A 12,828-nucleotide genomic window follows, 5' to 3' on the forward strand; every position below is an offset into this window, starting at 1 on the left:
GGGGGCGTGCATCGTCTTGTCCTTGTAGTCTTCATGCCGACAGGCGGCAGGGCGCGTGGCCGTGCCGCCTGTCCGAATGCAATGGGGTTCGGGCCGCTGGTGCGTTACAGGGTATGAGGCGAGCCGGCGCGCCAGGTTCCGGCGGATGAGCTGGTCATCCGCATCGGCGCGCATGGTACCAGCATCAGCCCAACTGTTGAAGCAGGGCCGTGCGGACCTCTGCGATCACGTCATTCCAGTCGCCGGTATTGGCCTGGCGGAAGATGCGGAAGTTGCGATACCAGGGCGTGTCGCTGCGCTCCAGTTGCCAGCGCCAGCAGGTGTTGGCCCGGTTGAGCAGCCAGACAGGCGTGCCCAAGGCACCGGCCAGGTGGCATACCGAGGTATCGACGCTGATGAGCAGGTCGAGCTGTGCGACCAGGCCGGAGGTCTCGGCAAAGTCGCCCAGTTGCAAGGAGTGATCGCGAACGCGCGCGCCCAGGGGATGCGCCTGCAGTTGCGCCACGGCCGCCTGGCCGACCTGGACGGAATGGAATTCCAGTTGCGGATGCTCTTCAGCCAGGGCCACCAGCGGTGCCAGCGCCTCGAAGGGCAGCGAACGTTCACCGTCGATGCGCACCGCATCCCGATGGGTCTGCGCCGAGCTGCCGGCCCACACCAGGCCGACGCGCAAGGCGCGGTTCTGCGGCAGGCGCTGCAGCCAGCCGGCCCAAGCGTCGGCGTCGGGCAGCAGGTAGGGCGCGCGCGGGATGTCGGTTTCGCTGAAAGACTTGCAGGCCAGGGGCAAGCTCATCAGCGGGCAATGGTAGTCGAAGCTGGGGCGGATGAACTGCTCGCTGCTGATGACTTCAGCCGCACCCGGCGCCTTGGACAGCAGGCGCAAGAGCGCTGGTGGCACTTCCAGGAGCACGCGGGCGCCCAAGGCGGCCACACGGGGCAGGTACCGCACGAATTGCAGGGTGTCGCCAAAGCCCTGTTCGGCGTGGATCAGGATGGTCTTGCCGTGCAGCGAGGATTCGCCCAGCCACAGGGGCTGCAGGAACTGGCGCCGCTGGGAGCGCATCTGTTCAGTTTCCCAGCGGGCTTCGAAGGCCGGCCAGCCTTGGGCGAAATCGCCCTGGCGCAGCTTGAGCAGGGCAGCGTTCCAGGCGGCCGAGCTGGCGTCGGGCTTGAGCTCGCGGGCGCGGCGATAGCACTCGCTGGCCTCGTCGAAGCGAAACAGCTGCTCCAGCGTCGAGCCGCGGTTGAACCACAGGTCGGGCGAGCTGTCGTCCAATTCCATGGCGCGGTCATAGGCTTGCAGCGCTTCCATCGGGCGATGCATCTTGAAGAGCACGAAGCCGCGGTTGGACTGGGCTTCGAAGAAGTCCGGCTGCACCTCCAGTGCACGGTCGTAGGCGAGCAGGGCCTGGTCGAACTGGAAGTTGTCCTTGCAGGTATTGCCCAGGTTGAACCAGGCTTCGATGAAATCGGGGCGCAGCGCTACCGCGCGCTCATAGCACTCGCGCGCATCGCGGTAGGCGTAGCGCTCGTGCTGCAGGTTGCCCAACTGGAACCAGGCTTCGGCATTGTCCGGCACCAGCCTCACCGCCTGCTGCAGATCTTCCAGCGCTTCGCGGCTCATTTTGAGCCTGCGCAAGGCGCTACCGCGCGCCAGCAGGGCATCGGCAAAGGCCGGGTTCTGGGCCAGGATCTGGTTGTAGCGTTGCACCGCTTCGCTATCACGGCCCAGGTGGACCAGGGCGCCGGCATGATCGAAATAGGTATCCGGATGGTCCGGATTGAGTTCGATGGCCTTGGCCAGTTGTGCTTCGGCCGCTTCCCAATCTTCCTGGTGGAGCTTGAGCATGCCGTAGAGATAGTTGGCCTCGAAATGACGCGGCAGCTTGACCAGCACTTTCTTGTAAAGCTCTTCGGCCGGCCCGAGCTTGCCTTTCTGGTGAAGTGCCAAAGCTTTTTGCAACAGGATCTGGGAAGCGTTTGCTTGCGGATGCATGGATAGTGTCGAGAGGTAGGAAGAGCGCCGAGAGCGCCGGAGTCTGGCAAGTGTCTCAAATTCGTTCGCTTTCTGCGAGCGGATTACCGGGGCAATCGCCCTCCAATTGCGGGCTATGGCCGGATGCCAGGGGCGCGAGCGGGGCCGGCTCTTTTCTTTTACACTACCCGGACATCAGACAACTGATGCGTTAGCCGGCATCGACCGGTTCTTCATCCACCGCATGCCGCGTCATGCATGTCGCCACCACGGAGTCTTCCCGATGAGTTTCGCCATTCCCGCCCCCGCCCAGGCCACCGTCCCGGTGGTCGGCGGCGCGCCTTTCCCAGTTCGCCGCATCTATTGCGTGGGCCGCAACTATGCCGCCCACGCCCGCGAAATGGGCCATGATCCCGACCGCGAGCCGCCGTTTTTCTTCATGAAGCCGGCCGATGCGGTCGTGCCGACCGATTCCGTGGTGCCGTATCCGGCCGCGACCGCTGACTACCATCACGAGATCGAACTGGTGGTCGCGCTCTGCGGCGGTGGCCGCGATATCCCGGTGGAGAAGGCCCTGGAGCTGGTGTATGGCTACGCCGTCGGCCTGGACATGACCCGCCGCGACCTGCAGGCGCAAGCCAAGAAGCTGGGCCGTCCCTGGGACATGGCCAAGGGCTTCGACCAGTCTGCGCCGTGCGCTCCCATCGTGCCGGTGGCCCAGTCCGGGCATCCGGAGAAGGGTGCCGTTTGGCTCAAGGTCAATGGCGAAGTACGCCAGCAGGGCGACCTGTCGGACCTGATCTGGAACGTGGCCGAAACCATTTCCTATCTCTCCGGCCTGGTCGAGCTGTTCCCCGGCGACCTGATCTACACCGGTACTCCCGAAGGCGTGGGCGCGGTGGTCAAGGGCGACCAGTTGCAAGGGCATGTGGACGGCTTGCCTGACATCAACATCACCATCGGCTAAGACGCTGGCAGCCGGGCCCCGTCGCGGATGCGGCGCTGCCCGGGACTGCTTGCCCGATCGCCTCCTGCAGGGCTTGCAAGCCTGCTGCAGGTGGCAGAAACCAAACTGTCATGAAGCCGGCGGCGATGCGGCGTATAATACGGGGTTCCGTAGGGAATGCCGGGCATGTCAAGTCGTTTGCCCGGCCAGCATCGTCTTTAGCGTTTGCATCATCCGAAGCGCCCGGCCGAGCAGGTTTGGCCGGTTCGCCCGTAACACATCAACACAGAAAGCAATCAGAACCCGTGCGCATGCACCCCATGCACCGGAGCCGCCTGGCGGCTGCCGCGGCGCTGTCGCACCGTTCGCAATAAACCATGTCCGACACCACGTCCGCGTCCGCAGCACCGGCTGCCCCTGCCGTCCGTTTTGAAGATTTCGGCCTCTCGCCGGATATCTTGCGAGCCTTGTCCGAACAAGGCTACGTCCATCCGACCCCGATCCAGGCCCAGGCCATTCCTGTGGTGCTGCAAGGCCGTGACGTGATGGGCGCGGCCCAGACCGGCACCGGCAAGACCGCCGGCTTCTCGCTGCCGATCATCCAGCGCCTGCTGGCCCATGCCAGCCACAGCGCCTCGCCCGCCCGTCACCCGGTGCGCGCCCTGATCCTGACCCCGACCCGCGAACTGGCCGACCAGGTGGCCGACAATGTGAAGGCTTATTCACGCTTCACCCCGCTGCGCTCTACCGTCGTCTTCGGCGGCGTGGACATGGCACCGCAAACGGCCACCCTGCGTGCCGGCGTCGAAATCGTCATCGCTACCCCGGGCCGCCTGCTGGACCACGTGCAGCAAAAGACGGTGAACCTGTCGCAGACCCAGATCCTGGTCATGGACGAAGCCGACCGCATGCTCGACATGGGCTTCCTGCCGGACCTGCAGCGCATCATCAACCTGCTGCCCAAGCAGCGCCAGAACCTGCTGTTCTCGGCCACCTTCTCGCCCGAGATCAAGAAGCTGGCCGCCAGCTTCCAGAACAACCCGGTCACCATCGAAGTCGCGCGCAGCAATGCCACGGCAGAAAACGTCACCCAGACCATCTACAAGGTGGAGGAAGCGGCCAAGGCGGATGCAGTCAGCTTCATCATTCGCCAGCGCGAACTGAAGCAGGTGATCGTCTTCTCCAACACCAAGATCGGCGCTTCGCGCCTGGCGCGTACCTTGCTGGCCGAAGGTGTGAAGGCTTCTGCCATCCACGGCGACAAGACCCAGTCCGAACGCATGGCCGCGCTGGAGTCCTTCAAGCAGGGCCAGATCGAAGTCCTGGTGGCTACCGACGTGGCTGCACGTGGCCTGGATATCGCCGAGCTGCCCTGCGTCATCAACTACGACCTGCCTTACAACGCCGAAGACTACGTGCACCGTATCGGCCGTACCGGCCGTGCCGGCGCCTCGGGCGATGCCATCTCGCTGTTCTGCGACAAGGATGAACGCCTGCTGGTCGACATCGAAAAGCTGATCAAGAAGAAATTCGAACGTGCCGAGCTGGCCGGTTTTGCACCGCGCATGCGCGCTGAGCGCAGTGAGCGTGGTGAACGTTCGGAGCGCGGTGAACGCAGCGACCGGGGCGAACGCGCCGAGCGTGGCGAACGCAGTGACCGTGGCGAGCGCAGCCGCAGCAGCCGCGACGGTGCAGCCCCGTCGGGACGCCGCGAGAAGGTCGATCCCTGGTTCCTCAAGCCCTATGAGCCCAGCGCCACCGAGACCGTCTCCACCAAGCCGGAACTGCCCAAGAACAACCGTCCCAAGCCCAAGGTCGCAGCTTTGCTGGGCGGCATGCCCAAGCGCTGATCCGCCAGGCGCTGATCCGCCAGGCGCTGAGCCAATTTCTCAGCGCGGACCGAAACGCGCTCGCCATCCGGTGAGGGCCTGGGTCCAGAATCCTTCCCTGTCACGGGCTGCGCCCGTGTCCAGTCCAAGAAAGGCCGCCGCGTGCTGCAAGGCTTGCAGCGGCTGGCCCAGGTCCAGCGCCTGGGCGCCGTTCTGCTTGGAAAACTTTTCCCCCGACGCATTCATCAACAGCGGCACGTGCAGGTAGCGCGGCGTCGCATAGCCCAGCAGTCCCTGCAGGTAGATCTGCCGCGCCGTCGAGTCCAGCAGGTCGGCGCCGCGCACGATGTCGGTGACGCCCTGTTCGGCATCATCGACCACTACCGCCAGTTGGTAGGCCCAGAAGCCATCGGCCCGCTGCAGCACGAAATCCCCGACTTCCGAAGCCAGGTGCTGGACCTGTGGTCCCAGCCAGCGGTCCGTGAATTGCACCCGTTCGCCCGACTGGCCTGCATCGGGCACGCGCAGTCTCAGCGTGCGTGGCGTCTTGCCCGGACCAAGTCCGTGGCGGCAGGTGCCGGGATAGAGCGCGGCACCGTCACTGGCCATGCCCACCCTGGAATCGGCGATTTCCTTGCGGCTGCAGCCGCAGGGGTAGGCCAGCGATCCCAGGCGCTCGCGTGCAAGCTGGTAGCGTGCCTTGCGCAGGCTCTGCACCAGGATCGGGCCGTCCGAGCGCATATCCAAGGCCGCCAGGGTGGCGACGATGTCGTCGGCCGCGCCGGGCACGGTGCGGGTCTCATCGATGTCCTCGATGCGCAGCAGCCAGCGGCCACCGTGCACCCGTGCATCCAGGTAGCTGGCCAGCGCCGCCACCAGCGAGCCCGCATGCAGCGGACCGGAAGGCGAGGGCGCGAAACGGCCGACATAGGCGTGGCCGCTCACGCCTGCTCCCGCAGCGGGATGGGGCCGATCAATGATTGTCGTACATGCGGCTGCGCCAGGTGCTGGATGAACCATTTGAGTGACTTGCCCTGCTCGGCCTTGGGCCAGGCCACCATGAAGTTGTCGTTGGGTTTGGCGGCCAGGGTCTGCTTTTCCACCAAGGCACCGGTGGCCAGGTAGGGCTCGGCCCAGATGCGCGGCAGATGGCCGCAACCGAGGCCTGCCAGTTGAGCTTGCAGCTTGTCGGCCACGGTGGCTACGGTCAACGTTTCCTGGCCCGACAGCAGGCCCATGGTCAGCGTGGGCAGGGACTGGCTGTTGTCGCCCACGGCAATGGCCCGGTGGCTACGCACCAGCTCTGCCGACAGCGGTTCCGTGGCCGAAGCCAGCGGGTGCGTCGGTGCCACTGCAAACACCCAGTCCACCGCGCCCAGCTCCTGCATCTGGAAACGTCCGCTGGTGCGCACCACTTCCGGCCCGTCCAGGGTCACCCCGATGACCAGGTTGGCGCGCCCCTCGATGAGCTTTTCCCAGGCACCGGTCAGTACGCCGGGCGTGAAGCGCAGCCGGGTGCCGGATTCTTCACGGTCGAAGGCGTCGATGACCGGCAGCATCTTGTCGAAGGGAATGAGACTGTTGAGCACGATATGCAGCTCGGTTTCGCGCCCGGTGGCGGTGCGCTTGACGCGCTGTTCCAGGTCGCTGGCGGCCAGCAGCAGATGACGGCCCTCCTGCAACAATTGCAGGCCCGCCGGTGTCAACTGGGCCCGGTGGCCGCGACGGTCGAACAGCAGCACATCGAGGTCATCCTCCAGCTTGCGCACGCTGTAGGTCAGGGCCGAGGGCACCCGGTCCAGGGCCACGGCGGCCGCGGCAAAGCTGCCCTTGCGGTCGATCATGTCGAGGATCAGCAGGGATTCCAGGGTCAGGTTCACGTCTTGCTCCACTTGTTTAAATTTTTTGAACGAACACTACGGATTTTAGACCTTATCTGCATAAAAGATAGCCACTATAGTGACGCCATCGACAAACATTTTGACCAAATCAATTCCGGTTTGGTCCCACTCAAGAAAGAGGTGTTGACATGATGGAACTTCGCAAAGCGAACGATCGTGGCCACGCCAACCACGGTTGGCTGGATTCGTATCACAGCTTTTCCTTCGCGGACTACTATGATCCCAAGCACATGGGCTTCGGTCCGCTGCGGGTGATCAACGAGGACCGCGTGGCCGCAGGCCAGGGCTTTGGTACCCATGGCCACCGTGACATGGAGATCATTTCCTATGTGCTCGAAGGTGAACTTGCGCACAAGGACAGCATGGGCAATGGCAGCGTGATCCGTCCCGGTGACGTGCAGCGCATGAGTGCCGGCACGGGCGTGCGTCATTCGGAGTACAACCACTCCCAGGACGGCACCACGCACTTCCTGCAGATCTGGATCATGCCGGACCGTGCTGGCGCCGAGCCGGGTTACCAGGAAGCGCACTTCTCGGCCGCCGACAAGGATGGCAAGCTGCGCCTGGTAGCTTCGCGTGATGGCCGGGAAGGTTCGGTCAGCATGAACCAGGATGCCCAGCTTTACGCCGGTTTGTTCGACGGTGCACAAAGCGCCGAGTACACCCTGCCGCAAGGTCGCCTGGGCTATGTGCATGTAGCCCGTGGCAAGATCAGCGTCAATGGCCAGGCCCTGCAGGCGGGCGATGCCGTCAAGCTCAGTGCGGTGGATCGCATCGAGATCAGCGGCGGCGAGAAGGCCGAAGTCCTGTTGTTTGACCTGCCGCGCTGAGCTTTGCTGCGCCGGCATGCAGGAATGCAGCAAGCAGTTTGCAGTAGCAACCCGCCGGTACCGATCACACCGGCGGTTTTTTCCGCGTCACTTCACTCTCTAGAGAAGGAAATTTCGTCATGACCAAAGTTGCCATCGTTTACCACTCCGGCTACGGCCACACCAAGAAGCAGGCCGAAGCCGTGCAGGCTGGCGCGGCCGGCGTTGCCGGCGCCGCTGTCGAGCTGATCGCCATCAGTGCCGAAGGCACCATCACCGATGAACAATGGGCCAGCCTGGACGCGGCCGATGCCATCATCTTCGGTTCGCCGACCTACATGGGTACCGTGTCCTGGCAGTTCAAGAAGTTCGCCGACGCCTCCTCCAAGCCCTGGTTCAGCCAGAAGTGGAAGGACAAGGTCGGTGCCGCCTTCACCAACTCGGCCACCATGAACGGCGACAAGCTCTCGACCCTGCACTACCTGTTCACGCTGGGCATGCAGCACAGCATGATCTGGGTCGGCACCGGCCTGATGCCTGCCAACAGCAAGGCTGCCCAGCGCAATGACATCAACTTCGTCGGTTCCTTCTCGGGCCTGATGGCGCAAAGCCCGTCGGACTCTTCGCCCGAAGAAGGCCCGCTGCCGGGCGACCTGGAAACCGCCAAGCTGTTCGGTGCGCGCGTGGTGGAAACGGCGGCCAAGTTCAAGAAGTAATCTGCATCTCAGCGACGCAAGTCGTGAACATGTAAAAAAGCCGACCTCGCAAGGGGTCGGCTTTTTCGTTGCCGGGATGCGCAGCAATCAGGCTGCTGCAGAGCTGGATTCATGCGCAGCTCGCTGCTTGGGCGCGCAATGCGGACAGGACTTGCCCGGCACGTAGTCCGGCGAGAGCTGTTCACGCGGGGTGACCACGGCGCGGCAGGCAAAGCATTGAGCGGTCTGGGTTTCCTTCAGCTCCGGGCTCAGGGCGGTGCGATAGTCGAAGACGAAGCAGTCGCCGTTGTAATGGGCACCGCCCACGTCCTCGAAATACTTCAGGATGCCACCTTCGAGCTGGTAGACATGGTCATAGCCGATGTTCTGCATATGAATCGCGGCCTTTTCGCAGCGAATGCCGCCAGTGCAGAAGGTGACGACCGTCTTGCCTTCGAAATCGGCCTTGTGCTCCTCGATCACCTGCGGGAATTCGGTGAACTTGCTGATGCGGTAATCCACCGTGTTGTCAAACGTACCGACATCGACCTCAAAGCCGTTGCGCGTATCCACCATCACCACCGGACGGCCTTCGTCGTCATGGCCCTGGTCCAGCCAGCGCTTGAGTTCCTTGGGCTCCACGAAAGGCGCACGGCCCAGCTCCGGCTTGATCAGTGGATGCTTCATGGTGATGATCTCGGCCTTCAGTTTCACCAGCATGCGAGTGAAGGGTTGCTTCTCGGAATAGCTTTCCTTGACGATCAGGTCGGCAAAGCGCGCATCGGCGCGCAGCCAGGCCAGGAAGGCGTCGATTTCATGGCGCAGGCCGGCCAGGAAGAGGTTGATGCCTTCCGGGCTCAGGATCACGGTGCCACGAAGGTTATTCTTCTGACAAATTTCCAGGAATGCCGGACGCTTTTCAGCAGTGTCATCGAAGCTGATGAATTTGTAGGCGGCAATGTTGACGTAGGGGGTCTGCGGGGACTGCATGGTGGCGTACTCAACTGTAAGTCTTTGAATCGTCAGCATTATAACCGTGCACCCCGGATGGCCGCAGTTATTTGGCCGGTGCCTGCGGCTTCTCTGATGCAGATCAAGGCAAGCCCGGACGATCGGGCACAAGGGGCAGGTGTAAAGTCTTCATATTTCTCACAAATCGAGAGCAATCGGAACCGGTCAGGATCGCAAGCTCCGGTAAAATGTCGACCCTATGACTACACCGCAATTTGTACACCTCCGTATGCACTCGGAGTACTCCATCGTGGATGGCCTGGTGCGTATTGACGACATCGTCAAGGCCGCCGCCAAGGATGGACAGGCCGCCCTGGCGGTGACCGACCTCGCCAACCTGTTCTGCATGGTGCGTTTCTACAAGGAAGCGCGCGGCAAGGGCGTCAAGCCCATCGCCGGCTGCGACCTGTGGATCACCAACGACGCCGACCGCGAAAAACCTTTCCGCCTGCTGGTGCTGATCAAAAGCCGTCATGGCTACCTGCAGTTATGTGAAGTCTTGTCCCAGGCCTGGCTCACCAACCAATACAAGGGCCGTGCTGAAGTCCGTATCGAATGGCTCGATGCGCTGCGCCACCAGGATGGCGGCAATGGCCTCATCGCCCTGTCGGGTGCCGGCATGGGCGACATTGGCCAGGCCATCGACAACGGCAACCTGGCCCAGGCTGAAGCCTGCGCGCGCCGCTGGGCGGAGATTTTCCCCGGTGCGTTCTATCTGGAACTGCAGCGTGCCGGCCAGGCCAACATGGAACTGCAGGTACGCCAGAGCGTGGCCCTGGGCGCAAAGCTGGGCCTGCCGTGCGTGGCTACGCATCCGATCCAGTTCCAGAGCCCTGAAGAATTCATCGCTCACGAAGCCCGCACCTGCATCGCCGAGGGCGAGATCATGGCCAATGCGCGCCGGGTGCGCCGCTTCAACGAGCAGCAATACTTCAAGTCGCAGGCCGAGATGGCCGAGCTCTTCGCCGACCTGCCTGGCGCGATTGCCAATACCGTGGAGATCGCCAAGCGCTGCAACCTGGTGCTGCAGCTGGGCAAACCGCAACTGCCGGATTTCCCCACGCCCGACGGCATGACCATCGACGACTTCCTGGTGGCCCAGACCAAGGCCGGCCTGGAAGTGCGCTTGAAGGAACTGTTCCCCAACGAAGCAGAACGGGAGAAGCAGCGCCCGCGCTATGAAGCGCGCCTGGAGTTCGAGAACAACACCATCATCAAGATGAAGTTCCCGGGCTACTTCCTGATCGTGGCGGACTTCATCCAGTGGGCCAAGAACAATGGCGTGCCGGTCGGCCCTGGCCGGGGTTCCGGTGCCGGCTCGCTGGTGGCTTACTGCCTGTTGATTACCGACCTCGACCCGCTGCGCTACAACCTGCTGTTCGAACGTTTCCTGAACCCCGAACGCGTCTCGATGCCCGACTTCGACATCGACTTCTGCCAGGAAGGCCGCGATCGCGTCATCCAGTATGTGAAGGATCGTTACGGCAAGGAGGCGGTCTCGCAGATTGCCACCTTCGGTACCATGGCCGCCAAGGGTGCGGTGCGCGACGTGGGCCGCGTGCTGGACCTGGGCTACAACTTCTGTGACGGCATCTCCAAGCTGATTCCCTTCAAGCCGGGCAAGCTGGTCACGCTGGCCGACGCCATCGAGGAGGAGCCTCTCCTGAAGGAGAGGCTGGAGAACGAGGAAGAGGTCAAGCAGCTGATGGGTCTGGCCCAGCAGGTCGAAGGCATCGCCCGCAACATCGGCATGCACGCCGGTGGCGTGCTGATCGCGCCCGGCAAGCTGACCGATTTCTGCCCGCTCTACACCCAGGGCGGCGATTCCGGCGTGGTCTCGCAGTACGACAAGGACGACGTGGAAGCCGTCGGCCTGGTGAAGTTCGACTTTTTGGGCCTGACCACGCTGACCATCCTCGACCGTGCAGTGCGCTACATTCGCATGCTCGATCCGGCCATGGCCGATTTCGACCTGGCCAAGCTGCCGCTGGACGACCGGCCCTCCTACGAACTGCTGACCAAGGCCAAGACGGTCGCCGTGTTCCAGCTGGAAAGCCGCGGCATGCAAGGCATGTTGAAGGATGCGCGGCCCGACCGCTTCGAGGACATCATCGCCCTGGTGGCGCTGTATCGTCCCGGCCCGATGGACCTGATTCCCGACTTCTGCAAGCGCAAGCACGGCGAAGCCTTCGACTATCCTGACCCGCGTACCGAGGGCATCCTCTCCGAGACCTACGGCATCATGGTCTATCAGGAGCAGGTGATGCAGATGGCGCAGGTGATCGGTGGCTACTCGCTGGGTGGCGCCGACTTGCTGCGCCGGGCCATGGGCAAGAAGAAGGCCGAGGAAATGGCCAAGCACCGTGAACTGTTCCGCGAAGGCGCGGCCAAGAACGGGCTGGACCAGGCCAAGGCCGACGAAATCTTCGACTTGATGGAAAAGTTCGCCGGCTACGGCTTCAACAAGTCGCACGCGGCCGCCTATGCGCTGCTGTCCTATTACACCGCCTACCTGAAGGCCCATCACCCCGCCGCGTTCATGGCCGCCAACTTGTCGCTGGCCATGGAAGATACGGACAAGGTCAAGATCCTGATCGAGGACTCGATCGATATCTGCAAGCTGGCCATCCTGCCGCCGGACATCAACAAGTCCGACTACCGCTTCATGCCGGTGGGCGAGCCGGGCAAGAAGGCCACCCAGATCCGCTATGGCCTGGGCGCCGTCAAGGGGGCCGGGCAGAACGCCATCGAAGCCATCCTGGAAGCCCGCAAGAGCGGCCCCTTCAAGGACCTGTTCGACTTCGCCAAGCGGGTGGACAAGAAACAGATCAACCGTCGCACCATCGATTCGCTGATCCGCGCGGGTGCATTCGACTGCTTCAAGGTCGACCGCGCCATCCTGCAGGCATCGGTCAACCTGGCCTGGGAAAGCGCCGAGCAGGCCGAGAAATCGGCCAACCAGGTCAGCCTCTTCGGTGGCGACGACAGCGACCTGGAAGCGCCGCTGGAATACGTGCAGGTGCCCGCCTGGAGCGACAAGCAACGCCTGACCGAAGAGAAGGGCGCCTTGGGCTTCTATCTTTCCGGCCACCTGTTCTCGGCTTACGAAAAGGAAGTGCGCCGCTTCGTGCGCACCAAGATCGCCAGCCTCGAACCCTCGTGGGAACCGCGCAGCCTGGCCGGCATCATCACCGGCGTGCGGGTGCAGATGACCCAGCGCGGCAAGCTGGTGATCTGCACGCTGGACGATGGCACGGGTGTGATCGAGGCCACGATCTACAACGAATTGTTCGAGCCCTTCAAGCATCTCATCAAGGAAGATGAATTGCTGGTGGTCTCGGGCAAGGTGTCGGAAGACCGTTTCAACGGCGGCCTGCGGGTGGCCGCCGACAAGGTCATGGACCTGGGCGCGGCGCGCATCCAGTACGGTGTGCGCATGGTGGTGTCGATCAACAAGGCGATCGACCCGAATCACCTGCGCGACACGCTGGCTGCGCATCGCCAGGAGCAGGGCTTGCCATTCGTGATGAAGTATCGTCAGGCTGATGCAGCCTGCGAAGTCGTGCTGGGCGATGCATGGCGGATCAATCCGAGCGACAGCTTGCAGAGTTCGCTGGTGGCGTCGTTTGGCAAGGAAGCAGTCACAGTTGAGTATTAGGAAA

9 protein-coding genes are annotated in these 12,828 nt (G+C 63.2%); 5 read left to right on the top strand and 4 right to left on the bottom strand.

Annotated features, from left to right (window positions below; translation table 11 throughout):
- Positions 1 to 184: 184 nt before the first annotated feature.
- Positions 185 to 1,996 carry a tetratricopeptide repeat protein gene (locus tag FYB76_RS20170; protein WP_154134822.1) on the bottom strand — a complete coding sequence of 604 codons (1,812 nt, stop codon included), beginning with the start codon at positions 1,994 to 1,996 and terminating at the stop codon, positions 185 to 187.
- Between the two features lie 262 nt (positions 1,997 to 2,258).
- On the opposite strand from FYB76_RS20170, the gene FYB76_RS20175 reads away from it, so the two are divergent.
- Positions 2,259 to 2,942, top strand: coding sequence for a fumarylacetoacetate hydrolase family protein (locus tag FYB76_RS20175; RefSeq protein WP_088757274.1), 684 nt, complete (start codon positions 2,259 to 2,261; stop codon positions 2,940 to 2,942).
- 356 nt (positions 2,943 to 3,298) lie between these two features.
- The gene (locus FYB76_RS20180; protein WP_154134823.1) at positions 3,299 to 4,771 is read left to right on the top strand and encodes a DEAD/DEAH box helicase; all 1,473 of its coding nucleotides are present in this window, start codon (positions 3,299 to 3,301) and stop codon (positions 4,769 to 4,771) included.
- Positions 4,772 to 4,810: 39 nt separating this feature from the next.
- Here FYB76_RS20180 and gluQRS read toward each other — a convergent pair whose 3' ends face one another.
- Both gluQRS and FYB76_RS20190 read right to left on the bottom strand, forming a co-directional pair.
- A complete protein-coding gene (gene gluQRS / locus FYB76_RS20185) occupies positions 4,811 to 5,695 on the bottom strand; it encodes a tRNA glutamyl-Q(34) synthetase GluQRS (RefSeq protein ID WP_370516384.1) in 885 nt (294 codons plus the stop codon).
- Positions 5,692 to 6,630 carry a LysR family transcriptional regulator gene (locus tag FYB76_RS20190; protein WP_220407380.1) on the bottom strand — a complete coding sequence of 313 codons (939 nt, stop codon included), beginning with the start codon at positions 6,628 to 6,630 and terminating at the stop codon, positions 5,692 to 5,694. Before FYB76_RS20190 ends, gluQRS begins: the two co-directional genes overlap by 4 nt.
- Positions 6,631 to 6,779: 149 nt before the next feature.
- On the opposite strand from FYB76_RS20190, the gene FYB76_RS20195 reads away from it, so the two are divergent.
- Together FYB76_RS20195 and FYB76_RS20200 are read left to right on the top strand one after the other, a co-directional pair.
- On the top strand, positions 6,780 to 7,481 hold the full coding sequence (locus tag FYB76_RS20195) for a pirin family protein (protein WP_088757270.1): 702 nt from the start codon (positions 6,780 to 6,782) through the stop codon (positions 7,479 to 7,481).
- Positions 7,482 to 7,600: 119 nt separating this feature from the next.
- On the top strand, positions 7,601 to 8,176 hold the full coding sequence (locus FYB76_RS20200) for a flavodoxin family protein (RefSeq protein ID WP_017452193.1): 576 nt from the start codon (positions 7,601 to 7,603) through the stop codon (positions 8,174 to 8,176).
- Between the two features lie 87 nt (positions 8,177 to 8,263).
- Here FYB76_RS20200 and FYB76_RS20205 read toward each other — a convergent pair whose 3' ends face one another.
- Positions 8,264 to 9,145 carry a sulfurtransferase gene (locus FYB76_RS20205; protein WP_088757268.1) on the bottom strand — a complete coding sequence of 294 codons (882 nt, stop codon included), beginning with the start codon at positions 9,143 to 9,145 and terminating at the stop codon, positions 8,264 to 8,266.
- 220 nt (positions 9,146 to 9,365) lie between these two features.
- Between FYB76_RS20205 and dnaE the strand changes: the two genes are divergently transcribed.
- A complete protein-coding gene (gene dnaE, locus FYB76_RS20210; protein WP_154134824.1) occupies positions 9,366 to 12,824 on the top strand; it encodes a DNA polymerase III subunit alpha in 3,459 nt (1,152 codons plus the stop codon).
- Positions 12,825 to 12,828 lie beyond the last annotated feature (4 nt).

Origin of the sequence: Herbaspirillum sp. CAH-3 (genome assembly GCF_009668275.1) — a bacterium.
GTDB classification, from domain to species: Bacteria; Pseudomonadota; Gammaproteobacteria; order Burkholderiales; family Burkholderiaceae_D; genus Herbaspirillum; species Herbaspirillum aquaticum.

Bases quoted from the DNA above. Each gene is read 5' to 3' on its own strand.
- dnaE (WP_154134824.1), top strand. From the start codon at position 9,366: ATGACTACACCGCAATTTGTACACCTCCGTATGCACTCGGAGTACTCC.
- FYB76_RS20175 (WP_088757274.1), top strand. From the start codon at position 2,259: ATGAGTTTCGCCATTCCCGCCCCCGCCCAGGCCACCGTCCCGGTGGTC.
- FYB76_RS20170 (WP_154134822.1), bottom strand. From the start codon at position 1,996: ATGCATCCGCAAGCAAACGCTTCCCAGATCCTGTTGCAAAAAGCTTTG.
- FYB76_RS20205 (WP_088757268.1), bottom strand. From the start codon at position 9,145: ATGCAGTCCCCGCAGACCCCCTACGTCAACATTGCCGCCTACAAATTC.
- FYB76_RS20195 (WP_088757270.1), top strand. From the start codon at position 6,780: ATGATGGAACTTCGCAAAGCGAACGATCGTGGCCACGCCAACCACGGT.
- FYB76_RS20180 (WP_154134823.1), top strand. From the start codon at position 3,299: ATGTCCGACACCACGTCCGCGTCCGCAGCACCGGCTGCCCCTGCCGTC.
- FYB76_RS20200 (WP_017452193.1), top strand. From the start codon at position 7,601: ATGACCAAAGTTGCCATCGTTTACCACTCCGGCTACGGCCACACCAAG.